Annotated in this window: 15 protein-coding genes and 1 pseudogene; 11 read left to right on the top strand and 5 right to left on the bottom strand. The window is 41.0% G+C overall.

Features of this window, described 5'->3' with window-relative positions; all coding sequences use genetic code 11:
• Positions 1-28: 28 nt before the first annotated feature.
• Positions 29-219: pseudogene (locus D2C72_05175) on the bottom strand (hypothetical protein).
• Between D2C72_05175 and D2C72_05170 the strand changes: the two are divergent.
• The 5 genes from D2C72_05170 to D2C72_05150 all read left to right on the top strand — a co-directional run bounded on the left by D2C72_05170 (position 213) and on the right by D2C72_05150 (position 12,822).
• Positions 213-8,885: a DNA-directed RNA polymerase subunit beta/beta' gene (locus tag D2C72_05170; GenBank protein QEF43686.1), complete on the top strand. Its 8,673-nt coding sequence runs from the start codon at positions 213-215 to the stop codon at positions 8,883-8,885. The pseudogene D2C72_05175 and the gene D2C72_05170 overlap by 7 nt on opposite strands.
• 88 nt (positions 8,886-8,973) lie before the next feature.
• Positions 8,974-9,381, top strand: a complete 408-nt coding sequence (locus tag D2C72_05165) for a 30S ribosomal protein S12 (GenBank protein ID QEF43685.1) — start codon at positions 8,974-8,976, stop codon at positions 9,379-9,381.
• 15 nt (positions 9,382-9,396) lie between these two features.
• Entirely contained in the window at positions 9,397-9,864 is a 468-nt protein-coding gene (locus tag D2C72_05160; protein QEF43684.1) for a 30S ribosomal protein S7, read from the top strand.
• Positions 9,865-9,875: 11 nt separating this feature from the next.
• The gene (gene fusA, locus D2C72_05155) at positions 9,876-11,954 is read left to right on the top strand and encodes an elongation factor G (GenBank protein ID QEF43683.1); all 2,079 of its coding nucleotides are present in this window, start codon (positions 9,876-9,878) and stop codon (positions 11,952-11,954) included.
• A 541-nt stretch (positions 11,955-12,495) separates the two neighbouring features.
• Positions 12,496-12,822 (top strand): flagellar protein, encoded by a 327-nt coding sequence (locus tag D2C72_05150; GenBank protein ID QEF43682.1) that lies wholly within the window; start codon positions 12,496-12,498, stop codon positions 12,820-12,822.
• A gap of 132 nt (positions 12,823-12,954) precedes the next feature.
• On the opposite strand, the gene waaF is transcribed toward D2C72_05150, so the two are convergent.
• Positions 12,955-14,004: a lipopolysaccharide heptosyltransferase II gene (gene waaF / locus D2C72_05145; GenBank protein QEF43681.1), complete on the bottom strand. Its 1,050-nt coding sequence runs from the start codon at positions 14,002-14,004 to the stop codon at positions 12,955-12,957.
• Positions 14,005-14,065: 61 nt separating this feature from the next.
• Between waaF and D2C72_05140 the strand changes: the two genes are divergently transcribed.
• The 3 genes from D2C72_05140 (at position 14,066) to D2C72_05130 (ending at position 17,958) form a co-directional block, all read left to right on the top strand.
• Positions 14,066-15,394 (top strand): histidine--tRNA ligase, encoded by a 1,329-nt coding sequence (locus tag D2C72_05140; protein QEF43680.1) that lies wholly within the window; start codon positions 14,066-14,068, stop codon positions 15,392-15,394.
• Positions 15,381-16,421, top strand: coding sequence for an aspartate-semialdehyde dehydrogenase (gene asd / locus D2C72_05135; protein QEF43679.1), 1,041 nt, complete (start codon positions 15,381-15,383; stop codon positions 16,419-16,421). Before D2C72_05140 ends, asd begins: the two co-directional genes overlap by 14 nt.
• 412 nt (positions 16,422-16,833) lie before the next feature.
• Positions 16,834-17,958, top strand: a complete 1,125-nt coding sequence (locus tag D2C72_05130; GenBank protein ID QEF43678.1) for a DUF874 family protein — start codon at positions 16,834-16,836, stop codon at positions 17,956-17,958.
• 225 nt (positions 17,959-18,183) lie between these two features.
• Here D2C72_05130 and D2C72_05125 read toward each other — a convergent pair whose 3' ends face one another.
• Positions 18,184-18,927 carry a carbonic anhydrase gene (locus tag D2C72_05125; protein ID QEF43677.1) on the bottom strand — a complete coding sequence of 248 codons (744 nt, stop codon included), beginning with the start codon at positions 18,925-18,927 and terminating at the stop codon, positions 18,184-18,186.
• A 277-nt stretch (positions 18,928-19,204) separates the two neighbouring features.
• Between D2C72_05125 and D2C72_05120 the strand changes: the two genes are divergently transcribed.
• From D2C72_05120 to D2C72_05110, 3 genes are all read left to right on the top strand, one after another.
• Positions 19,205-20,380 (top strand): sugar transporter, encoded by a 1,176-nt coding sequence (locus D2C72_05120; GenBank protein QEF43676.1) that lies wholly within the window; start codon positions 19,205-19,207, stop codon positions 20,378-20,380.
• A gap of 170 nt (positions 20,381-20,550) precedes the next feature.
• On the top strand, positions 20,551-21,930 hold the full coding sequence (locus tag D2C72_05115; protein QEF43675.1) for an MATE family efflux transporter: 1,380 nt from the start codon (positions 20,551-20,553) through the stop codon (positions 21,928-21,930).
• A 25-nt stretch (positions 21,931-21,955) separates the two neighbouring features.
• A complete protein-coding gene (locus D2C72_05110; GenBank protein ID QEF43674.1) occupies positions 21,956-23,107 on the top strand; it encodes a cation:proton antiporter in 1,152 nt (383 codons plus the stop codon).
• Positions 23,108-23,115: 8 nt separating this feature from the next.
• Here D2C72_05110 and D2C72_05105 read toward each other — a convergent pair whose 3' ends face one another.
• Positions 23,116-23,877, bottom strand: coding sequence for a tRNA 2-thiocytidine(32) synthetase TtcA (locus tag D2C72_05105; protein ID QEF43673.1), 762 nt, complete (start codon positions 23,875-23,877; stop codon positions 23,116-23,118).
• Between the two features lie 19 nt (positions 23,878-23,896).
• Positions 23,897-25,228, bottom strand: coding sequence for an MFS transporter (locus D2C72_05100; protein ID QEF43672.1), 1,332 nt, complete (start codon positions 25,226-25,228; stop codon positions 23,897-23,899).
• Between the last annotated feature and the right edge of the window lie 66 nt (positions 25,229-25,294).

Genomic DNA, 25,294 nt, shown 5'->3' with positions numbered 1-25,294 from the left:
CAGAAAGGTCTTTGTGCCTTTCTCTGCTCTAGTGTGGCAGATGATTTTGCTCCATGATTTTGTTTGTGAGCGTGTAGCCTAAAGTGGTTAGTATTGCAGGTGGGTTTTGGTATTTTTATCATGGATGGTTCTAAAGTTTAAAGATCCTTTTGCAATGCTTACTTGAATTAATGCATTAAATAACTCAAAATTTTTGATCAAAGGCTTGAAATATGTCAAAAAAAATTCCCCTAAAAAACCGCTTGAGAGCTGATTTTACAAAAACCCCGACAGATTTAGAAGTTCCTAATTTATTATTATTACAACGAGACAGCTATGATTCTTTCTTGTATTCTAAAGAGGGTAAAGAGAGCGGGATTGAAAAGGTTTTTAAATCCATTTTCCCTATCCAAGATGAGCATAACCGCATCACTTTAGAATATGCGGGTTGCGAATTTGGCAAGTCTAAATACACTGTTAGAGAAGCGATGGAGAGGGGTATTACCTACTCTATCCCCCTCAAAATTAAAGTGCGCTTGATCTTGTGGGAAAAAGACACCAAGAGTGGCGAAAAGAACGGCATTAAGGATATTAAAGAACAAAGCATTTTCATTCGTGAGATCCCTTTGATGACAGAACGCACTTCATTTATTATTAATGGGGTGGAGCGCGTGGTGGTCAATCAACTCCACAGAAGCCCCGGTGTGATTTTCAAAGAAGAAGAATCTAGCACTTCTTTAAACAAGCTCATTTACACAGGGCAAATCATCCCTGATAGGGGTTCGTGGCTGTATTTTGAATACGATTCTAAAGATGTTTTGTATGCTCGTATCAACAAACGCCGTAAAGTGCCTGTTACCATTTTATTCAGGGCGATGGATTATCAAAAACAAGACATTATTAAAATGTTCTACCCGCTTGTGAAAGTGCGTTATGAAAACGATAAATATTTGATCCCATTTGCTTCATTAGACGCCAATCAAAGAATGGAATTTGACTTGAAAGATCCTCAAGGCAAGGTTATTCTTTTAGCAGGAAAAAAGCTCACTTCAAGAAAGATTAAAGAGCTTAAAGAAAACCATCTAGAATGGGTGGAATACCCTATGGATATTTTAATCAATCGCCATTTAGCTGAGCCTGTTATGGTAGGGAAAGAAGTCTTATTGGACATGCTCACTCAGCTAGATAAAAACAGATTAGAAAAAATCCACGATTTAGGCGTGCAAGAATTTGTGATCATCAACGATCTAGCTTTAGGGCATGACGCTTCCATTATCCATTCTTTTTTGGCCGATTATGAGTCTTTGAAATTGCTCAAGCAAACCGAAAAAATTGATGATGAAAACGCTCTAGCAGCGATTCGTATCCATAAGGTTATGAAGCCAGGCGATCCTGTTACGACTGAAGTGGCTAAGCAGTTTGTCAAAAAACTTTTCTTTGATCCAGAACGCTATGATTTGACCATGGTGGGGCGCATGAAAATGAATCACAAGTTAGGCTTGCATGTGCCTGATTACATCACGACTTTAACGCATGAAGATATTATCACCACCGTTAAATACCTCATGAAAATCAAAAACAATCAGGGCAAGATTGATGATAGGGATCACTTGGGCAATCGTAGGATCAGAGCGGTAGGGGAACTATTGGCCAATGAATTGCATTCAGGCTTAGTGAAAATGCAAAAGACCATTAAAGACAAGCTCACTACCATGAGTGGGGCTTTTGATTCGCTCATGCCCCATGACTTGGTCAATTCTAAAATGATCACAAGCACCATCATGGAATTTTTCATGGGCGGTCAGCTCTCGCAATTTATGGATCAAACTAACCCCTTGAGTGAGGTTACGCACAAACGACGCCTTTCAGCGCTCGGTGAAGGGGGATTGGTGAAAGATAGGGTAGGGTTTGAAGCTAGGGATGTGCACCCCACGCATTATGGCCGAATTTGTCCCATTGAGACCCCAGAAGGTCAAAATATCGGTTTGATCAACACCCTTTCCACTTTCACAAGAGTGAATGATTTAGGCTTTATTGAAGCCCCTTATAAAAAGGTTGTGGATGGCAAGGTCGTGGGTGAGACGATTTATTTGACCGCTATTCAAGAAGACAGCCACATCATCGCTCCCGCAAGCACCCCCATTGATGAAGAGGGTAATATTTTAGGCGATTTGATTGAAACGCGCGTGGAAGGCGAGATCGTTTTAAACGAAAAAAGCAAAGTTACCTTAATGGATTTAAGCTCTAGCATGCTAGTGGGGGTCGCCGCATCGCTCATTCCTTTCTTAGAGCATGATGACGCCAACCGCGCTTTAATGGGGACTAACATGCAGCGCCAAGCCGTGCCTTTGTTAAGAAGCGACGCTCCCATTGTAGGCACAGGGATTGAAAAAATTATCGCTAGGGATTCTTGGGGAGCGATCAAGGCTAATCGCACAGGCGTTGTAGAAAAAATTGATTCTAAAAATATTTATATTTTAGGCGAAGGCAAAGAAGAAGCCTATATTGATGCGTATTCTTTGCAAAAAAACTTGCGCACCAACCAAAACACCAGTTTCAATCAAGTCCCTATCGTTAAGGTGGGCGATAAAGTGGAAGCCGGGCAAATCATCGCTGATGGCCCTAGCATGGATAGAGGCGAGTTAGCGTTAGGGAAAAATGTGCGCGTGGCGTTCATGCCTTGGAATGGCTATAACTTTGAAGACGCGATCGTGGTGAGTGAGCGCATCACTAAAGATGATATTTTCACTTCCACCCACATTTATGAAAAAGAAGTGGATGCTAGAGAGCTTAAGCATGGCGCGGAAGAATTTACCGCTGATATTCCTGATGTGAAAGAAGAAGCGCTCGCTCATCTTGATGAAAGCGGGATCGTTAAAGTAGGCACTTATGTGAGCGCTGGCATGATTTTGGTGGGTAAGACTTCTCCTAAAGGCGAGATTAAAAGCACGCCTGAAGAGCGGCTTTTAAGGGCTATTTTTGGGGATAAAGCCGGGCATGTGGTCAATAAGAGTTTGTATTGTCCCCCCAGTTTGGAAGGCACGGTGATTGATGTGAAAGTCTTCACTAAAAAAGGCTATGAGAAAGACGCACGAGTTTTGAGCGCGTATGAAGAAGAAAAAGCCAAGCTTGATATGGAGCATTTTGATCGCTTGACCATGCTCAATAGAGAAGAATTGTTGCGCGTTAGTTCGCTCCTTTCTCAAGCGATTTTAGAAGAGCCTTTCAGCCATAACGGCAAGGATTATAAAGAAGGCGATCAAATCCCTAAAGAAGAAATCGCTTCAATCAACCGCTTCACTTTGGCTAGTTTAGTCAAAAAGTATTCTAAAGAAGTGCAAAACCACTATGAAATCACTAAAAATAATTTCTTAGAGCAAAAGAAAGTTTTGGGTGAAGAGCATGAAGAAAAGCTCTCTATTTTAGAAAAAGATGATATTTTGCCTAATGGCGTGATCAAAAAAGTCAAGCTCTATATCGCTACAAAACGAAAGCTTAAAGTGGGCGATAAAATGGCAGGAAGGCATGGGAATAAAGGGATTGTGTCTAATATCGTGCCGGTTGCGGATATGCCTTATACCGCTGATGGCGAGCCTGTAGATATTGTCTTAAACCCTTTAGGCGTGCCAAGCCGCATGAATATCGGGCAGATTTTAGAAATGCATTTAGGCTTAGTGGGGAAAGAATTTGGGAAACAAATCGCTCACATGCTAGAGGATAAAACCAGAGATTTTGCCAAAGAATTGCGCGCTAAAATGCTAGAAATCGCTAACGCCATTAATGAAAAAGATCCCTTGACAATCCATGCGCTTGAGAATTGCTCTGATGAAGAGCTTTTGGAATACGCTAAAGATTGGAGCAAGGGCGTTAAGATGGCTATCCCTGTGTTTGAAGGCATCTCGCAAGAAAAATTTTATAAGCTATTTGAATTAGCTAAGATTGCTATGGATGGCAAAATGGATCTGTATGACGGGCGCACCGGCGAAAAAATGAGGGAGCGCGTGAATGTGGGCTATATGTATATGATCAAACTCCACCACTTAGTGGATGAAAAAGTCCATGCCAGAAGCACAGGCCCTTATAGCTTAGTAACGCACCAACCCGTTGGGGGTAAAGCGCTCTTTGGGGGTCAAAGGTTTGGGGAAATGGAAGTGTGGGCCTTGGAAGCTTATGGCGCAGCGCACACTCTCAAAGAAATGCTCACCATTAAATCCGATGACATTAGAGGCAGAGAGAACGCTTATAGGGCTATCGCTAAAGGTGAGCAAGTGGGCGAGAGTGAAATCCCTGAGACTTTCTATGTCTTGACTAAAGAATTGCAATCGCTCGCTTTGGATATTAATATTTTTGGGGACGATGTGGATGAGGATGGAGCGCCCAAACCCATTGTCATTAAAGAAGATGACAGGCCTAAAGACTTTAGCTCTTTCCAGCTCACTCTAGCCAGCCCTGAAAAAATCCATTCTTGGAGTTATGGGGAAGTTAAAAAGCCAGAAACGATCAATTATCGCACCCTAAAACCTGAACGGGACGGCTTGTTTTGCATGAAAATCTTTGGCCCTACTAAAGATTATGAATGCTTGTGCGGTAAATACAAAAAGCCTCGCTTCAAAGACATTGGCACATGCGAAAAATGCGGCGTGGCGATCACGCACTCCAAAGTCAGGCGTTTTAGAATGGGGCATATTGAATTGGCCACTCCTGTAGCGCACATCTGGTATGTCAATTCCTTGCCTAGCCGTATCGGCACGCTTTTAGGCGTTAAGATGAAAGACTTAGAGCGCGTGTTGTATTATGAAGCTTATATCGTTAAAGAACCAGGCGAAGCCGCTTATGACAATGAAAGCACTAAACTTGTGATGAAATACGATATTTTGAATGAAGAGCAGTATCAAAATATCTCACGAAGATACGAAGATAGGGGCTTTGTAGCACAAATGGGCGGCGAAGCGATCAAGGATTTGTTAGAAGAAATTGATTTGATCACCTTATTGCAGAGTTTGAAAGAAGAAGTGAAAGACACCAATTCCGATGCGAAAAAGAAAAAACTCATTAAGCGTTTGAAAGTGGTAGAAAGCTTTTTAAATTCTGGTAACAGGCCTGAATGGATGATGCTCACGGTTTTACCGGTATTGCCACCGGATTTAAGGCCTTTAGTCGCGCTAGATGGCGGGAAGTTTGCGGTCAGCGATGTGAATGAATTGTATCGTCGTGTCATCAATCGTAACCAACGCTTGAAACGCTTAATGGAGCTTGGGGCGCCAGAAATCATTGTGCGCAATGAAAAAAGGATGTTGCAAGAAGCTGTGGATGTGCTTCTTGATAACGGTCGCAGCACCAATGCGGTTAAAGGGGCTAACAAACGCCCTTTAAAATCGCTCAGCGAGATCATTAAAGGCAAGCAAGGGCGTTTCAGGCAAAACCTTTTAGGTAAGCGCGTGGATTTTTCAGGCAGAAGCGTGATTGTGGTGGGACCTAATCTCAAAATGGATGAATGCGGGTTGCCTAAAAACATGGCGTTAGAGCTCTTCAAACCGCATTTGTTATCCAAGCTTGAAGAGAGAGGCTATGCCACCACGCTCAAACAGGCTAAACGCATGATTGAACAAAAAAGCAATGAAGTGTGGGAGTGCTTGCAAGAAATCACAGAGGGGTATCCGGTGCTACTCAACCGCGCTCCTACCTTGCACAAGCAATCCATTCAGGCGTTCCATCCAAAGCTGATTGACGGCAAAGCGATCCAGTTGCACCCGTTAGTGTGCTCAGCGTTTAACGCCGATTTTGACGGAGACCAAATGGCGGTGCATGTGCCTTTAAGCCAGGAAGCGATCGCTGAATGCAAGGTGCTCATGCTAAGCTCTATGAATATCCTTTTACCCGCTAGCGGTAAAGCCGTAGCCATTCCTAGCCAGGATATGGTTTTAGGGCTTTATTATCTTTCTTTAGAAAAGAATGGGGTCAAGGGCGAGCATAAGCTTTTTTCTAGCGTGAATGAAATCATCACCGCTATTGACACGAAAGAATTAGACATCCACGCAAAGATTAGGGTTTTGGATCAAGGGAATATTATCGCTACGAGCGCGGGGCGCATGATCATCAAGTCCATTTTGCCTGATTTTATCCCTACGGATTTGTGGAACAGACCCATGAAGAAAAAAGATATTGGCGTGCTTGTGGATTATGTGCATAAAGTCGGCGGTATCGGCATTACCGCAACCTTTTTGGATCATTTGAAAACGCTTGGCTTTAGGTATGCGACTAAGGCTGGTATTTCTATCTCTATGGAAGATATTATCACGCCAAAAGACAAGCAAAAAATGGTGGAAAAAGCCAAAGTGGAGGTTAAAAAAATCCAACAACAATACGATCAAGGGTTACTCACTGACCAAGAGCGTTACAATAAAATCATTGACACTTGGACTGAAGTCAATGACAGAATGAGTAAAGAAATGATGAGCGCTATCGCAAAAGATAAAGAGGGCTTTAACTCTATTTATATGATGGCGGATAGCGGCGCAAGGGGGAGTGCGGCGCAAATCCGTCAGCTCTCAGCGATGAGGGGGCTTATGACAAAGCCGGATGGCAGTATCATTGAAACGCCTATTATTTCTAACTTTAAAGAGGGGTTGAATGTCTTAGAATACTTTAACTCCACGCATGGCGCTAGAAAGGGCTTAGCGGATACGGCGTTAAAAACCGCCAATGCAGGGTATTTGACAAGAAAACTCATTGACGTTTCGCAAAATGTCAAGGTGGTGTCTGATGATTGCGGCACACATGAAGGGATTGAAATCACGGATATTGCGGTGGGGAGTGAGCTGATTGAGCCTTTAGAAGAGCGTATTTTTGGGCGCGTTTTATTAGAAGATGTGATCGATCCCATTACGAATGAAATCTTGCTTTATGCGGACACTTTGATTGATGAAGAGGGCGCTAAAAAGGTGGTTGAAGCCGGGATTAAATCCATTACGATCCGCACCCCAGTAACTTGTAAAGCGCCAAAGGGCGTGTGTGCGAAATGCTATGGCTTGAATTTAGGCGAAGGTAAGATGAGCTATCCAGGTGAAGCGGTGGGCGTGGTAGCCGCGCAATCTATCGGGGAGCCTGGAACTCAGCTCACTTTAAGGACTTTCCATGTGGGTGGGACAGCGAGCAGGAGCCAGGATGAGCGCGAAATCGTGGCGAGCAAAGAAGGTTTTGTGCGTTTTTATAACCTTAGGACTTACACGAATAAAGAGGGTAAAAACATTATCGCTAACCGCCGTAACGCTTCTATTTTAGTGGTAGAGCCTAAGATTAAAGCGCCTTTTGATGGGGAATTACGCATTGAAACGGTTTATGAAGAAGTCGTTGTGAGCGTGAAAAATGGCGATCAAGAAGCTAAATTCGTTTTAAGAAGAAGCGATATTGTCAAGCCGAGCGAATTGGCCGGCGTTGGCGGTAAGATTGAGGGGAAAGTGTATTTGCCTTATGCTAATGGGCATAAGGTGCATAAGGGGGGAAGTATCGCTGATATTATCCAAGAGGGTTGGAATGTGCCTAATCGCATCCCTTATGCGAGCGAATTGCTAGTTAAAGATAATGACCCTATCGCGCAAGATGTGTATGCCAAAGAAAAAGGCGTGATCAAATACTATGTTTTAGAGGCTAACCATTTAGAACGCACCCATGGAGTCAAAAAGGGCGATATGGTGAGCGAAAAAGGCTTGTTTGCGGTGGTAGCTGATGATAATGGCAGGGAAGCCGCTCGCCATTATATCGCTAGGGGTTCTGAGATCTTGATTGATGATAATAGTGAAGTGAGCGCTAATAGCCTTATTTCTAAACCCACGACCAACACTTTCAAAACGATCGCCACATGGGATCCTTACAACACCCCTATCATTGCAGACTTTAAGGGTAAGGTGAGTTTTGTGGATATTATCGCAGGGGTTACGGTCGCTGAGAAAGAAGACGAAAATACCGGTATCACAAGCCTAGTGGTGAATGATTACATTCCAAGCGGGTACAAACCAAGCTTGTTTTTAGAGGGGGCTAATGGCGAAGAAGCGCGTTATTTCCTAGAGCCAAAAACTTCTATCGCCATTAGCGATGGCGTTAGCGTGGAGCAGGCTGAAGTGTTAGCGAAAATCCCTAAAGCGACCGTTAAATCTAGGGATATTACCGGAGGTCTCCCGAGGGTTTCTGAACTCTTTGAAGCGAGAAAGCCTAAACCTAAAGATGTGGCGATTCTTTCTGAGGTTGATGGGATTGTGAGTTTTGGTAAATCTATCCGTAATAAAGAACACATCATCGTAACTTCCAAAGATGGTCGTCTCACAGATTATTTTGTGGATAAGGGCAAGCAAATTTTAGTGCATGCCGATGAATTTGTGCATGCGGGAGAGGCGATGACGGATGGGGTGGTTTCAAGCCATGATATTTTAAGGATCAGCGGCGAAAAAGAGCTTTATAAATACATTGTGAGCGAAGTCCAGCAAGTGTATCGCAGGCAGGGGGTAAGCATTGCCGACAAGCACATTGAAATCATTGTTTCTCAAATGCTAAGGCAAGTGCGTATTTTAGACAGCGGGGATAGCAAGTTTATTGAAGGGGATTTAGTCAGTAAAAAACTCTTCAAAGAAGAAAACGCTCGTGTGATCGCTTTAAAAGGCGAGCCAGCGATTGCTGAACCGGTGCTTTTAGGGATCACCAGAGCGGCTATTGGGAGCGATAGCATCATTTCAGCGGCCTCTTTCCAAGAAACGACTAAGGTTTTAACAGAAGCCAGTATTGCGATGAAAAAAGACTTTTTAGAGGATTTGAAAGAGAATGTGGTGTTGGGGAGAATGATCCCTGTGGGAACAGGCATGTATAAGAATAAAAAAATCGTGTTAAGAGCGCTTGAGGATAACTCTAAATTTTGATATAAAAAATCGGTTAAGATTTTTAAAAGAAAAATTAGGGTAAAATGGGGGAACTTTTAGTTTTAAATTTTTAGAATAAGGAAGAATAGTGCCTACTATCAATCAGTTGATTAGAAAAGAAAGGAAAAAGGTGGTTAAAAAAACCAAATCACCTGCGTTAGTGGAATGCCCTCAAAGAAGAGGGGTTTGTACTAGGGTTTATACGACTACCCCTAAAAAGCCTAACTCGGCTTTAAGAAAGGTCGCCAAAGTTCGTTTGACCAGTAAATTTGAAGTGATCAGTTATATCCCTGGTGAAGGGCATAACTTGCAAGAACACTCCATTGTGTTAGTGCGTGGGGGTAGGGTTAAGGATTTACCCGGTGTGAAATACCACATCGTTCGTGGCGCTTTAGACACTGCAGGGGTCAATAAAAGAACGGTTTCACGCTCTAAGTATGGGACTAAAAAAGCTAAAGCGACCGACAAGAAAGCAACCGACAACAAGAAAAAATAAGAGGAAAACAAAAACATGAGAAGAAGAAAAGCACCCGTTAGGGAGGTTTTGGGCGATCCTGTTTATGGGAACAAGGTGGTAACGAAGTTTATCAATAAAATGATGTTCGATGGCAAGAAAAGCGTAGCGGAAAAAATCATCTACAAAGCTTTCAATAAGATTGAAGAAAAAAGCGGTGAAAAAGGCATTGAAGTGTTTGAAAAAGCCCTAGAAAGGGTGCGTCCTTTAGTGGAAGTGCACAGCAGGAGAGTGGGTGGGGCTACCTATCAAGTGCCGGTAGAAGTGAGGGCGAGCCGCCAGCAGTCGCTATCTATCCGTTGGATTTTAGAAGCGACCAGAAAACGCAATGAAAGGATGATGGTGGATAGATTGGCTAACGAGCTTATGGATGCGGCTAACGATAAGGGTGCGGCTTTTAAGAAAAAAGAAGATGTGCATAAAATGGCAGAAGCGAATAAAGCGTTCGCGCACTATCGCTGGTAATTGGAGTTAGAATGGCTAGAAAAACCCCATTAAACAGGATCAGAAATATCGGTATCGCCGCTCACATTGATGCCGGGAAAACCACCACTTCTGAAAGGATTTTATTCTATACAGGCGTGAGCCATAAGATTGGCGAAGTGCATGACGGCGCGGCGACAATGGATTGGATGGAGCAAGAAAAAGAAAGAGGGATCACTATCACTTCTGCGGCAACGACTTGCTTTTGGAAGGATCACCAAATCAATTTGATTGACACTCCAGGGCATGTGGATTTCACTATTGAAGTGGAGCGATCCATGCGCGTGCTAGACGGCGCAGTTTCGGTGTTTTGCTCGGTGGGGGGCGTGCAGCCTCAAAGCGAGACCGTGTGGCGTCAAGCGAACAAATACGGCGTACCTAGGATTGTTTTTGTCAATAAAATGGATAGGATTGGGGCGAATTTCTATAATGTAGAAAACCAGATCAAGCAACGCTTGAAAGCTAATCCTGTGCCTATTAATATCCCTATTGGGGCTGAAGACACTTTCATTGGCGTGATTGATTTAGTCCAAATGAAGGCGATTGTTTGGAATAATGAAACCATGGGAGCCAAATACGATGTGGAAGAAATCCCTAGCGATTTGTTAGAAAAGGCTAAAGAATACCGAGAAAAGCTTGTAGAAGCCGTAGCTGAGCAAGATGAAGCCTTAATGGAAAAGTATTTGGGCGGTGAGGAATTAAGCGTTGAAGAGATCAAAAAAGGCATTAAAACAGGTTGTTTGAACATGAGCCTTGTCCCCATGCTTTGTGGTTCTTCTTTTAAAAATAAGGGCGTGCAGACTTTATTAGATGCGGTGATTGACTACTTGCCAGCGCCCACAGAGGTTGTGGATATTAAGGGGATTGATCCAAAAACCGAAGAAGAAGTTTTTGTGAAGTCTAGTGATGATGGCGAGTTTGCCGGCTTGGCGTTTAAGATCATGACGGATCCTTTTGTGGGCCAACTCACTTTTGTGCGCGTGTATCGCGGCAAGCTAGAGTCCGGTAGCTATGTGTATAACTCCACCAAAGACAAAAAAGAGCGCGTGGGAAGACTCCTTAAAATGCACTCTAATAAGAGAGAAGACATTAAAGAAGTTTATGCGGGTGAGATTTGCGCGTTCGTGGGCTTGAAAGATACGCTGACTGGGGACACGCTTTGCGATGAAAAGAATGCGGTGGTTTTAGAGAGGATGGAATTTCCTGAGCCGGTCATTCACATCGCTGTGGAGCCTAAGACGAAAGCAGACCAGGAAAAAATGGGCGTAGCGTTAGGCAAGCTTGCTGAAGAGGATCCAAGCTTTAGGGTGATGACTCAAGAAGAAACCGGGCAAACCCTCATTGGCGGTATGGGTGAATTGCACCTAGAAATCATCGTGGATAGATTGAAAAGGGAATTTAAAGTAGAAGCTGAAATCGGTCAGCCGCAAGTCGCCTTTAGAGAGACTATCCGCTCAAGCGTGAGCAAAGAGCATAAATACGCTAAGCAAAGCGGTGGTCGTGGGCAATACGGGCATGTGTTTATCAAGCTTGAGCCTAAAGAGCCTGGCAGTGGGTATGAATTTGTGAATGAAATTTCTGGGGGCGTGATCCCTAAAGAATATATCCCTGCGGTGGATAAGGGTATCCAAGAAGCGATGCAAAATGGCGTTTTGGCAGGCTATCCGGTGGTGGATTTTAAAGTTACCCTTTATGATGGGAGCTACCATGATGTGGATTCTTCAGAAATGGCGTTTAAAATCGCTGGCTCTATGGCGTTTAAAGAAGCGAGTCGTGCGGCTAACCCGGTTTTACTAGAGCCTATGATGAAAGTGGAAGTGGAAGTCCCTGAAGAATACATGGGCGATGTGATTGGCGATTTGAATAGAAGAAGAGGGCAAATCAATTCTATGGACGACCGATTAGGTTTGAAAATCGTGAACGCTTTTGTGCCGTTGGTGGAAATGTTTGGTTATTCTACGGATTTACGATCAGCCACTCAAGGGCGTGGGACTTACTCCATGGAGTTTGATCATTATGGCGAAGTGCCTAGCAATATCGCTAAGGAAATTGTAGAAAAGCGCAAAGGCTGATTTGATTATAACGCTCTCTTGTGAGAGGGTGTTGTAGGTGCTATTTAACTTTTTCTCTTTTGGATTTAAAAAGACTTTTTTTGAGAGTCTTTAACCCTTTTTACCTCTTTTAATTACCTTTTTTGCTATAAAATTGATTCTTGGCTCTATTGTCAAACAGGAGTAACTAAAATTTTTTAATTTTTTAAAAAATGGGGTTTTGGTTACTTTGCTTTATAGTAAAGTTTATTTTCTTTATTTAAGACTCATTTTTTTCAAGGGATAGGGGGTATTTTGAAATAACTTTTCTTCTTAACACCCATAAGATCGCATTATTAAGAAATTCCGCTTGACTAATCACAAGCTTTTTTGTCTTCAATCTTAAAAAACGCTTTTGAGCGTTTTTATTTTTTAAGAAAAATGGCTGATTGCTCCCAGGCGTTTTTTATATAACAAAACGCAATCTGCAAATTTCTTTAGTGAAAATCCTATTGGTTTCTATTTATTTACTTTTGAGAAATATAATTCTCTCGCTTTTAAGATCATCATAAGGAGTTTTCGTATGAAAAAGCAAATCTTGACAGGTGTTTTATTATCAGTTTTGGCTGTGAGTTCTGCATACGCTCACAAAGATAAAAAAGACGCCAAAAAACCTGAGTTAAGCTCTCAATTAGTGGCTCACAAAGATAAAAAAGACGCCAAAAAACCTGAGTTAAGCTCTCAATTAGTGGCTCACAAAGATAAAAAAGACGCCAAAAAACCTGAGTTAAGCTCTCAATTAGTGGCTCACAAAGATAAAAAAGACGCCAAAAAACCTGAGTTAAGCTCTCAATTAGTGGCTCACAAAGATAAAAAAGACGCCAAAAAACCTAAAAACTCAGTGGCTTAATAGCTTTGTCTCCAAAGAAAGCGTTTTCAAAACGCTTTCTTTAAACTGCTTTGTCAGTTCTACTTTTTAAATCTTTTATACACAGAGTGTTATCAATATGGTTGCGTTTTTAAAAAAGCGCATGAAAGGCGTTTAAGGCTCTTCTAAAAGAGCGTGAGCGGCTTGAAGGACTTCAAGGGGCGTGATGGATTTCATGCACAAATGGTTTTTTTCATTCTTTAAAGGGCAAACTCGTTTCTTGCAAGGTGCACAGCTTAAATGGTGGTTCAACACAATCGTTTTTTGAGCTTTATAGGGGCGAGTCTCTTTTTCATCAGTGGGGCCAAAAAGAGCGATTAAGGGGGTTTGCGTGCTAGCAGCCACATGCATGGGACCGCTATCGTTAGTGATGAATAAATCTAAAACAGCGATGCGTTGTATCAATTCTTCAATGCTTGTTTTCCCGCACAAATTGTAAGCGTTATGGGATAATAAGGGGTTTTTCAATAAGCTTTTAACGGATTTTAAAATCTCTTCAGAAACGATAGTGTCTTCTTTAGTCCCAAAAAAATAAATTTCATGCCCTTTTTCTAACAAAGCAGCCGCAACTTCAGCGTAATAAGAAGCCGGCCATCTTTTAGCGCTCCCATAGCTTGCGCTAGGGTTAAATCCGATTTTTTTAGGGGTGTTTGGGGTGTGAGTGGAGAGGTTAAAGGCTAATTTTAAGGGTAAAACGCTTTTTTGATCCAATTCTTTTTCTAAAAATTGCGAAAACAAAAAGCAATACTTTTCCACTTGATGATACTCTTTAGGGGCAGCAGTTACCGCATGGCTGAGAAACAAAGAACGGAAAAATTGAGCAAAACCGATGCGAACAGGCGTTTTTGTCGCATAGAGCAAAAAAGCGGAATAAAAATGGTTGTTTAAAGCGATCGCTATATCGCAACGCCCTATTTTTTGAGCGAGTTTGTAAGTGGCTAGCAGCCTGAAAAAGGATTTTTTGGTGTCGTCTATGAAAACGGCTTCTATTTTTTCATCTTTTTTGAAAAGTTCGCACGTAATGGTTGGGCCCACTAAGACAAAATACGCGTTAGGGTAGTGGTTTTTAAGGGTGTAAAAAAGCGAGCTTGCCATCACCCCATCGCCTAGCCAATTAGGCAAACGCAATAAAATACGCATGCGTTTGGGCGCATTTACGCTCATCAATAGCCCTTTTTTAAAGATTTTAAGCTAAAATTTTAGCATACAAATACAAGGAAATGGAATGATTACCCCTAAAGTGTTGAGCGGGTTTAAAGACCGCTTGCCTAAAGATGCGATACAAAAAGCCCAGTTGCTCGCTAAAGTTTCAGTCGTGTTTCAAAGTTTTGGTTTTGTGCCGATTGAAACCCCCCATTTGGAATACGCTCAAACGTTATTGCCTGATGCGAGCAGTGATATTCAAAAAGAGATTTATCGTTTTAAAGACCATGGGGATAGGGATGTGGCTTTAAGGTTTGATTTGACCGTGCCATTAGCCCGCTTTGTTTCTTTACACCACCAAACCCTAGGCATGCCCTTTAAACGCTACGCCATAGGCAATGTTTTTAGGGGCGAAAGGGCGCAAAAAGGGCGTTACAGGGAATTTACGCAATGCGATTTTGATTTTATAGGGAGCGAGAGTTTGGTGTGCGATGCTGAGATCATTCAAGTGATTATCGCTTCTTTAAAAGCTTTGGATTTAGAAGATTTTTGCGTCTCTATCAACCACAGAAAAATTTTGAATGGCATATGCGAATATTTTGGCATTGCTCAAGTGAATGAAGTGTTGCGCATTGTGGATAAATTAGAAAAAATTGGCTTGAATGGGGTTGAAGAAGAATTAAAAAAAGAGTGCGATTTGGATCCAAACACCATTAAAGAGCTTTTAGAAATGGTTCAAATCCAACAAAACGATTTAAGCCATGCGGAATTTTTTGAAAAAATTGCTTATTTGAAAGACTATAACGAAAATCTGAAAAAGGGCATACAGGATTTAGAAAGGCTATACCAGTTGCTAGGGGATTTGCAAATTTCTCAAAACTTGTATAAGATTGATTTTTCTATCGCTAGGGGCTTAGGGTATTATACAGGGATTGTGTATGAAACCACGCTTAATGATATGAAGTCTTTAGGGAGCGTGTGTTCAGGGGGCCGTTACGATCATTTGACTAAAAATTTTTCTAAAGAAAATTTACAAGGAGTGGGGGCTTCTATTGGGATTGATAGATTGATTGTGGCTTTGAGTGAAATGCAATTGTTAGACGAGCGTTCCACCCAAGCCAAAGTTTTAATCGCTTGCATGCATGAAGAGTATTTTTCTTACGCCAACCGCTTGGCGGAGTCTTTAAGGCAAAGCGGGATTTTTAGCGAAGTCTATCCAGAAGCTCAAAAAATCAAAAAACCCTTTTCTTACGCTAACCACAAGGGGCATGAGTTTGTGGCTGTCATTGGCGAAGAAGAATTTAAAAGCGAAACTTTAAGCTTGAAAAACATGCATTCAGGCATGCAGTTGAATTGCTTGAGTTTTTTAAAAGCCCTTGAAATCATTGGAGAAAACGATGAAGACTTATAATGTCGCTATTGTTGGGGCTAGTGGGGCGGTAGGCCAAGAGCTGATTAAAGGTTTAGAAAATTCTTCTTTCCCAATTAAAAAATTTGTCCCGCTCGCTAGCGTTAGGAGCGCTGGTAAAAAGATTAGAGCTTTCAATAAAGACTATGAAATTTTAGAAACCACGCATGAGGTTTTTGAAAAAGAAAAAATAGACATCGCCTTTTTTAGCGCTGGGGGGAGCGTGAGCGAAGAATTTGCTACAAGCGCTTCAAAAACGGCCTTAGTGATTGATAACACGAGCTTTTTTAGATTGCATAAAGATGTGCCTTTAGTCGTGCCTGAAATCAACGCTAAAGAAATTTTTAACGCTCCCTTAAATATCATCGCTAACCCTAATTGCTCCACCATTCAAATGACGCAAATCTTAAACCCCTTACACCTTCATTTTAGGATAAAAAGCGTGATTGTTAGCACCTATCAAGCCGTGAGTGGGGCAGGGAACAAGGGGATAGAGAGTTTGAAAAATGAGCTAAAAACCGCATTAGAATGTTTGGAAAAAGACCCCGCTATTGATTTAAACCAGGTTTTGCGAGCCGGGGCTTTCGCTTATCCGATCGCTTTCAATGCGATCGCTCATATTGACACTTTTAAGGAGAATGGCTACACGAAAGAAGAGCTGAAAATGGTGCATGAAACCCATAAAATCATGGGCGTGGATTTCCCTATCAGTGCGACTTGCGTGCGCGTGCCGGTATTGAGGAGCCATAGCGAGAGTTTGAGTATCGCTTTTGAAAAAGAATTCGATCTCAAAGAAGTCTATGAAGTTTTAAAAAACGCCCCTAGCGTGGTTGTTTGCGATGATCCCAGTCATAATCTTTACCCCACGCCCCTAAAAGCGAGCCACACGGATAGTGTCTTTATAGGGCGCTTGAGGAAGGATTTGTTTGATAAGAAAACCTTGCACGGCTTTTGCGTGGCGGATCAATTAAGAGTGGGGGCAGCCACCAACGCGCTCAAAATCGCCATGCATTACATTAAGAACGCTTGAGCTTATTCAAAGATAACAAAGATGAATGCGCATGCGCTTGAATTAAGGATAAGGATCAATCTAGCCCAATCTCTCAAAAAGAGCTTTAAGTTACTAGGCTTGCGATGTTAAACAAGGGTGTAATTGAATTTCTCAAGGCTTGATTGAGAGAAATGCTAATATTTGGTAGGTCAAAAGGAATATAAAGGCTTACACTCAAGCAGAGAGTGAATGTTTAACTAGCGAGTTATTGCCTATTATTCCCTTTAAAAGGGTGTGAGTTTAAGGTATAAGGAAAACTTGTATCAAGTTTTGTTGGAATGGATTAGAAAAATCTGATTGGATTGACCCTCACAATTTTTCAAACCAATTGTTTAATAGCGATTAAATATGGCTATATACACTACAATAATAAGATTTTGAAAGGTTGGTAATGGAATCAATAAAAACAGGAAAAACAAATAAGGTTGGCAAAAACACAGAGACAGCTAACACAAAGGCAAATAAAGAGACTCATTTCAAACAAGCGAGCGCCATTACAAATACGCTCAGATCAATTGGTGGGTTTTTTACAAAAATTGTAAAGAAAGTTAGAGAACTTGTAAAAAAACACCCCAAGAAAAGCAATGCGGCATTAGTAGTATTGACCCATGTTGCATGCAAGAGGGCAAAAGAATTAGACGATAAAGTCCAGGATAAATCCAAACAAGCTGAAAAAGAAAATCAAATCAATTGGTGGAAGTATTCAGGACTCACAATAGCGACAAGTTTATTATTAGCCGCTTGTAGCGCTGGTGATACTGATAAACAGATAGAGTTAGAACAAGAAAAACAAAAGACAAGCAATATAGAAACCAATAATCAAATAAAAGTAGAACAAGAAAAACAAAAGACAAGCAATATAGAAACCAATAATCAAATAAAAGTAGAACAAGAACAACAAAAGACAGAACAAGAAAAACAAAAGACAGAACAAGAAAAACAAAAGACAATTAATACACAGAAAGATTTCATTAAATACATAGAACAAAATTGCAAAGAAAATCATGGCCAATTCTTTATTAAAAAAGGAGGAATTAAGGCTGGTATTGGTATAGAAGTAGAAGCTGAATGCAAAACCCCTAAGCCCACAAAAACCAATCAAACCCCTATCCAGCCAAAACACCTCCCAAACTCTAAACAACCCCGCTCTCAAAGAGGATCAAAAGCGCAAGAGCTTATAGCTTATTTGCAAAAAGAATTAGAATCTCTGCCCTATTCACAAAAAGCTATCGCTAAACAAGTGGATTTTTACAGGCCAAGTTCTATCGCTTATTTAGAACTAGATCCTAGAGATTTTAAAGCTACAGAAGAATGGCAAAAAGAAAATCTAAAAATACGCTCTAAAGCTCAAGCTAAAATGCTTGAAATGAGAAACCCACAAGCCCACCTTTCAACCTCTCAAAGCCTTTTGTTCCTTCAAAAAATATTTGCTGATGTTAATAAAGAAATAAAAGCAGTTGCTAATACTGAAAAGAAAGCAGAAAAAGCGGGTTATGGTTATAGTAAAAGGATGTAGGCATAAGAAAACACCATGAAATCGTTTTTAGCTTATTTATGGTATTTTAAAAACTCTATGTTACCCAATTAGAACAGAGCCTTTTTTAAACTCCTTAGTAGGGATCCCAATCGTCTTTAGCGTTTGAGCGTTTCACAAAATACAAGCGGTTGCAATTTTTGGCGTTGTTTTATTATGAAGAATGATTTTTATACCTCTCTCTTTATAAAAGAGAGAGTTTCCATTTTAGCGGGTCTCAGCTGAGCTTTTAATGATTACGGTGTTGTAGTCAGGCTGGACGGGGCGTTGGTTAGGCGAATTTTTCATGCGTTTTTTGATTTCAGCCAATTGTTTGGCAGAGACTTCCAAAGGCTCTTCTATGACAAACCATGCCACCCCTTCTGTGCAAGGAGGAGCGGTGAGAGAGCCGTTAAAATGGTAGTAATTGATGCTTTTAGGCAAGAAAGCGTCTAAAGCCACTTCTTTAAAATTCTGTTTCTTTTGAATGCCTTCTAAAATAGGATCAAGGTTGGGGTTTTCTTTCCCTTCTTCAAAACCAATCGCTAACACTAACAAACGCCCTTTAGCGTCTTTATGCACGAAATGCGCGCTCAAAGGCCTGGTTTTATTATTGATTAAAAACTCCATAGGGGCGTGGAAATGCACATTATCCAGCACATAGTCATGCCCTCTATAATTGATGTGGTTAGTCGGCTCAAACGAAGCTTTTAAAGTATGATGAGTGAAAAAGACCGCTTTAGGTTTAGAAGCGGCGTATTTGAATTGCAAATCGGTTTTATCTTGCGTGTGGTAGTAATGCTCAATATTAATGGGCGATTGGCTTTTACCGCTTTTACAGACTTCAAAATCTTTGTGCAATTTGTCCCAGCGGTGCGGGCCGTTTTCTTTATTCTTATAATCCCATTTGGTGTTTTCAGCGCCTATAAGAGAAGCCGCTAACGCTAAAGCGATCAAAAAAGTTTTTTTCATTTTAATTATCCTTTATTCTAAAATTCTAAAATTATTAAAAAGGCAACGACTTAATTTTAGCGCTTAATCAACAATGACCGCAGTTACCAAAAATAGATTGGTTAAAAGTTGAAAATGATTTTAAATTCTGTTTTATATAGTAACAACTTTATTAAATTAATGCGCCTATGGAGCAAGAATATTTGTTTCAATTAGCCCCTAATTTACAAGCGGTTAAAATTTTTGTTTTATACTCTAGGTTTTCAAATTGAATAAAATTTAACCCCTTAAGATTTAAATGATGATAACCAAACAATCGTATCAAAGATTCGCTTTAATGCGGGTTTTTGTGTTTTCGCTTTCGGCGTTTATTTTTAACACCACGGAGTTTGTCCCTGTCGCATTGTTATCAGATATTGCGAAAAGTTTTGAAATGGAGAGCGCGACAGTGGGGCTTATGATCACTGCTTATGCATGGGTGGTGTCTCTTGGCTCATTGCCCTTGATGCTGCTTAGCGCTAAAATTGAAAGGAAACGCTTATTGCTTTTTCTTTTCGCCCTTTTTATTGCTAGTCATATTCTTTCAGCGCTAGCGTGGAATTTTTGGGTGCTTCTCATTTCTCGTATGGGTATCGCTTTTGCCCACTCTATTTTTTGGTCCATCACGGCTTCTTTAGTCATTCGTGTCGCGCCAAGAAATAAAAAACAACAAGCTTTAGGCCTATTAGCGCTAGGGAGTTCGTTAGCGATGATTTTGGGGTTACCGCTTGGGAGGATCATTGGGCAAATCTTGGATTGGCGCTCCACTTTTGGCGTGATTGGGGGCGTTGCGACTCTTATAGCGTTGCTCATGTGGAAATTGCTCCCGCCTTTGCCGAGTAGAAACGCCGGCACGCTCGCAAGTGTCCCTATATTAATGAAACGCCCGCTTTTAGTGGGGATTTATTTGCTTGTAATCATGGTTATCTCTGGGCATTTCACCACTTATAGCTATATTGAGCCTTTTATCATTCAGATCAGCCAATTTTCTCCTGACATTACGACGCTAATGCTGTTTGTGTTTGGGTTAGCAGGCGTGGCGGGGAGTTTTTTATTCGGCCGTTTGTATGCGAAAAACTCAAGAAAATTTATCGCTTTTGCAATGGTTTTAGTCATTTGCCCGCAACTCTTGCTTTTTGTGTTTAAAAACTTAGAGTGGGTGGTTTTCTTACAAATTTTCTTATGGGGGATTGGGATCACTTCACTCACCATTGCGTTGCAAATGAGGGTGTTACAGCTCGCCCCAGATGCCACGGATGTCGCAAGCGCGATTTTTTCGGGGAGCTATAATGTGGGGATTGGATCAGGAGCGCTGTTTGGCAGTATTGTGATCCACCAACTAGGGCTAGGGTGTATTGGCTTTGTGGGTGGGGCTTTGGGGTTGTTGGCACTATTTTGGCTTAGATTCATTACGATAAAGTTTAAAAAAACATAAGGGGCGTTAATAAGGATTAGCCCAATAAAGGAAATCCCTTTTGCGCTAAAAACCATTTTTTAAACTTTAATGGTGCTGCTTGAATCCAACCGCGCAAACGGGTAGATTGTCTCTCTTTTTATGTTAAAATAGAAAAATTTGTCATCAATTTTAAGCGGTGTGGGGTTTAAATGCTAAAAAAAAAGATTGATTTGCATAAAGATTCTATTAGGAAGCTCTTTTTTTATTACTTCATCCCTTTAGTTTTTTCTATGATCTCACTTTCTACTTACTCTATGGTAGATGGCATGTTTGTTGGCAAAAAACTGGGTAAAGAAGCTATCGCTGCGGTCAATATCGCATGGCCTATTTTTCCAGGACTCATTGCGTATGAATTGCTTTTTGGTTTTGGGGCAGCGAGCATTGTGGGGTATTTTTTAGGTCAAAATAAAACCCATAGGGCTAGGCTTGTGTTTAGCAGCGTGTTTTATTTTGTCGCTATAAGTGCCTTTATTTTGAGCATGGCGTTATTGCCTTTTAGCGAAACTATCGCGCGTTTTTTTGGGAGTAATGACGCTTTATTGAGCATGTCTAAACGCTATATTGAAATCATTTTAATGGGCTCTGTTTTTATGGTTTTGCACCCTTTAGCGGATGTCTTTGTGGTGAATGACAAACGGCCCGTTTTAGCGATGGTGGCGATGCTGATTGGCTCGTTAGCGAATATCTTTTTCAATTATTGGTTTATTTTTGTGTTGGAAGTGGGGGTTCAAGGCAGCGCGATAGCCACCGTGATAGGGCATGCGATAGGGGTTTTAGTCTTAATGCAGCATTTTTGGCGCAAAAAAGGGCAGTTGTATTTCATCAAACGATTTTCTTTGTCTTCGGTCATTTCTTCAGCTAAAAGCGGTGTGCCTCAAAGCACGGCGGAATTTAGCGCTTCTATTATGATTTTATTGTTTAATACCGCTATCATGCACACGGCAGGGGAAAGGTCTGTGAGCATGTATGGGATCGTTATGTATAATGCGATTATCTTTTTTACGACTTTGTTTGCGATCTCTCAAGGCATCCAACCGATCGCGAGCTTTAGCTATGGGGCTAGAAATTTAGAGCGCGTGCGAGCCGTGTTTGTCTTTGGTTTGAAAGCAGCGTTTTGTATAGGGATTGTTTTCTATGGTGCTTATTATTTCTTAGATGAATTTTTAATCAAGCTTTATTTGCAGCCAAGCGAACAAGACCCCCTTTTTATGCAAGAGACTAAAAGAGCGATGAATATTTATTATGTGGGCTATATTTTCTTAGGCATGACTTTGTTGTGCGCGGTGTTTTTCCAATCCATCCAACGCACTAAAAGTTCGTTTATCATCACCCTTTCGCACACGCTAGGGTTTATTATTGTCCTATTGCCGATTTTAAGCTATTTCTATGGGATTAATGGCATTTGGGTAACTTACCCTATCGCGCAATTTTTAGCGTTTTTAGTAGCGTTAGGGGTAACTTATTACGAAATCAAAAAAGGGGTTTTCACCACTTATAAAGAGAAAAACCCTATCGCTTTGAAAACTTAACCAATAAATAAGGTAAAATTAAGACATGCATGCAGAATTTTTCACTTTCGCACTCATCATGCTTTTAATTGTGATGGCTCCCTATATGTCTAGAATCTCTCGTTTGCCCATCACGGTCGTGGAGATTTTGTTTGGATCTGTTGGGGCGTATGTGGGTTTTATTGAGCCAACTAAAGGCTTTGAAATCATGTCTGAAATTGGCTTTTTGTTTTTAATGTTTTTATGCGGTTTGGAAGTGGAGATTTATTTGTTTAAAAAATTAGGGGTTTCTCTTTTAAAACGCATTTTTGCTTATCTGTTGATTTTATACACGCTTTCATTCATCCTTACTTTTAGCCTTAATTTAGAGCCTATTTTTATGGTGATTTTCCCTATTATCAGTTTGGGCATGATCATGACTTTAGTCAAAGATTATCGTAAAGAGATTTTGTGGCTTGATTTGGTTTTGAAAGTGGGCGTTATTGGGGAATTGTTAAGCATTTTTGGTTTGGTGGTCGTGGATGGGGTGTATTCGCATGGTTTGGGCATGGATTTGATTAAAGATTTAGGCATTCTCATTGTTTTTTTAATTTTAATCATCGTGGCGTTTCAAATCTTTAAGACTTTGTTTTGGTGGTTCCCGCATTTAAAGCTTTTTGTGATGCCTAAAAGCAGTCAGTTTAACCAAGATGTGCGTTTTTCGCTCATGCTCTTTTTTTCCTTGGTTGCGATCGTGGTGTGGCTCAAAATAGAAATGGTTTTAGGGGCGTTTTTGGCGGGGTTAGTCGTTTCTACTTTCTTCCCTCATAAATCAGAGCTGATCCACAAGCTCAATGATGTGGGGTTTGGGTTTTTTGTGCCTTTGTTTTTCATCCATGTAGGCTCTACTTTAGACTTAAAATTAGTGTTTTTAAACCCGCATTTGATTCTCCAAGGGATATTGATTGTCATAGCGATGTTGAGTTTGCACTTGATCACTTCAACCTTATTGTGGCGCAAATACTTTAAAGAGGCTAAGCATTTATTTTCATTCGCTTTAGGGGCTTCTATGCCTTTAACTTTTTTAGTAACCACCGCAGCAGTTGGCTTAAAAGCGCAAGCGATCTCACAAAACACCTACTACGCATTGCTCATGGCGGCTATTTTTGAAGGGGTATTATTCACGATTGCGATCAAAATACTCAACAAAAAAGCTTAAATGAAAGCTTAAGCGTCTAAATATCTAGCGTCGCTAAAGCTGTTCGCCTGAACGTTATTAAACGCGTTTTCTAAGCTATCAAAGAAACGAGGGTGCAAGTTTTGCATTTCTTTTAAGAAATTTTTAGTGGCTAATCGCGCGATAGGAGGCTTATCAGAGGTGGGCTGTTTGGCCGGGCAATTGCAATCAGGGGCAACCGGGATATTTTGAGAAGTGACAAAATGGATGCTGCTGGCTTCTCGAACCTTAATCAAAGGGCGGATTACCAACAAGCCGTTTTCAGCCCTATAAATGGGGGGCATGCTCCTTAAACTCCCGTTATAAGTGAAATTCATAAAAAAGCTCTCCACCGCATCGTCTAAATGGTGTGCGATAGCGACTTTATTATAGCCTTCTTCTAAGGCTTTAGAATACAAAGTCCCCCTCCTCAAACGAGAGCAAAACGAACAAAACGAGCTTTTTTCACGGCGTTTTTCGTTGATCGTGGCAGCGATTTGGGTGTAAATGATCTCATGCTCAATGCCTTGTTCTTGGCACAAATCGCTCAACCATTTCAAATCTTCGCCCAAACCATAATGCACGGTAACCGCTTTAAAATCAAATTTGAAAGGGGCATGTTTTTGCATCCTGGCTAAGATGCAAGCGAGCATGATAGAATCCTTGCCCCCACTCAATCCTAACAAGATTTTATCGCCTTCTTCTATGAGTTTGTAAGTGGCGTTTGTCTTGCCTACAATGTGTAAGACTTTTTTGGAAATTTCATAGGCCATTTTTGATCCTTGATTATGTTTATTTTCTAAAGTTTTGCACTAAGTGAATGATTTCTTCTTCGCTAATGTGATCAGAATTATATTTCACAATAATGATTTCTTCGCTAATATTGACATACCATTCAATGATTTTGTCCCCTAAAGTTTCAAATTGTTCCTCATTATAAGCGTCTAAGGGGAAATAGACATTTTTTTGCTTGGAAGGGTTATGGAGTAAAAAGAGCGATAAGCCCCAAATAAGCCCTAAAGCTACAACGATTAAGCTTGTGTTAGAAACGCCTAAATGATGATAGCTTAACCCCCCGCTCACGCCCCCAACAAAGCTCCCTAAATAGCCAAAAGTAGTGAATTGCCCTAAAACCTTGCCTTTTTTGTTTGCTCTGGCGAACTTAGACGCTAAAGATTGCATGATAGGCTCTAAGGTGGCAAAGCCAATAAAGAAAAACGCCACCCCAACAATAAAAAGCCATAAATATTTCCCTAAAAAGCTAGAGTCGGCTAAAAACAAGCACATATAACTCACAATAAACAATAATACGCCAGAAAGCATCACCCCCTTAGGCTTATTGTATTTTTCAGCCATAACGCTCGCTATTCCCATGCTTAAAACCCCTAATAAGGCTCCAGGCACATACACCAAGATCAAAAAACTTTCATCTTTATGGAATTCATTCACTAAGGCTAAAGGGATCAGCACAAAAATAAGCGTCATGAACGCTTTTTCAAAAAAAGAGCTTAGATACAAAAGATACAAGGCTTTAGAGTTGGGTTGATAAGCTTTTATGTTTTTGATCTGGTAAGAAATTTTAGGGGCGTCTTTGACTTTTAAAAGCATCAACAAACTCAATAAGGTTAAGATCGCCGTGAGTAAAAAGAGCCATTTTGCCCCCCCCAAAAACGCCACAACCCCAGGGCCTATGGCCATGCTTATAGTGAAGCTAATGAAAATAAACGCTCCCATGATAGCCATGGCTTTGGTGCGCTCTTCTTCTTTCACTTCATCCGCCACCATCGCGCTAACGACCCCCCCTAAAGCCCCCATGCCTTGAATGAAGCGCCCGATAACGAGCGTAATAATATCATTCGCCATAAAGCACACTAACGAGCCAGCTAAAAACAATAATAAGCACACCATAACCACCACTTTACGGCCTATCTTATCGCTAAGAATGCCCATGGGGGTTTGAAAAATGATTTGTGTGAGATACGCCCCACCCACCGCTAAACCTATAAGCAAGGGACTGCTTGAATGGAAACTATCCGCATACAAACTAATGACCGGCAAAACAATAAAAAGCCCCAAAAACCGCAACGACGACACTAACGCTAATGGAAAAATCTTCTTAAACATGCGGGTTATTTTACAAGAAAATCTCTAATTTTTATCATTAATTTAGGGAAGTAGGATTGATAATAA

This window comes from Helicobacter pylori (assembly GCA_008032955.1).
Taxonomy (GTDB): Bacteria; Campylobacterota; Campylobacteria; order Campylobacterales; family Helicobacteraceae; genus Helicobacter; species Helicobacter pylori_DC.
This window is presented reverse-complemented; position numbering and strand designations above follow the sequence as displayed.

Coding starts and splice junctions, on each gene's coding strand:
- waaF (QEF43681.1), bottom strand. CDS start 14,004: ATGAGCGTAAATGCGCCCAAACGCATGCGTATTTTATTGCGTTTGCCT.
- asd (QEF43679.1), top strand. CDS start 15,381: ATGAAGACTTATAATGTCGCTATTGTTGGGGCTAGTGGGGCGGTAGGC.
- D2C72_05130 (QEF43678.1), top strand. CDS start 16,834: ATGGAATCAATAAAAACAGGAAAAACAAATAAGGTTGGCAAAAACACA.
- D2C72_05120 (QEF43676.1), top strand. CDS start 19,205: ATGATGATAACCAAACAATCGTATCAAAGATTCGCTTTAATGCGGGTT.
- D2C72_05110 (QEF43674.1), top strand. CDS start 21,956: ATGCATGCAGAATTTTTCACTTTCGCACTCATCATGCTTTTAATTGTG.
- D2C72_05140 (QEF43680.1), top strand. CDS start 14,066: ATGATTACCCCTAAAGTGTTGAGCGGGTTTAAAGACCGCTTGCCTAAA.
- D2C72_05100 (QEF43672.1), bottom strand. CDS start 25,228: ATGTTTAAGAAGATTTTTCCATTAGCGTTAGTGTCGTCGTTGCGGTTT.
- fusA (QEF43683.1), top strand. CDS start 9,876: ATGGCTAGAAAAACCCCATTAAACAGGATCAGAAATATCGGTATCGCC.
- D2C72_05150 (QEF43682.1), top strand. CDS start 12,496: ATGAAAAAGCAAATCTTGACAGGTGTTTTATTATCAGTTTTGGCTGTG.
- D2C72_05105 (QEF43673.1), bottom strand. CDS start 23,877: ATGGCCTATGAAATTTCCAAAAAAGTCTTACACATTGTAGGCAAGACA.
- D2C72_05125 (QEF43677.1), bottom strand. CDS start 18,927: ATGAAAAAAACTTTTTTGATCGCTTTAGCGTTAGCGGCTTCTCTTATA.
- D2C72_05115 (QEF43675.1), top strand. CDS start 20,551: ATGCTAAAAAAAAAGATTGATTTGCATAAAGATTCTATTAGGAAGCTC.
- D2C72_05170 (QEF43686.1), top strand. CDS start 213: ATGTCAAAAAAAATTCCCCTAAAAAACCGCTTGAGAGCTGATTTTACA.
- D2C72_05160 (QEF43684.1), top strand. CDS start 9,397: ATGAGAAGAAGAAAAGCACCCGTTAGGGAGGTTTTGGGCGATCCTGTT.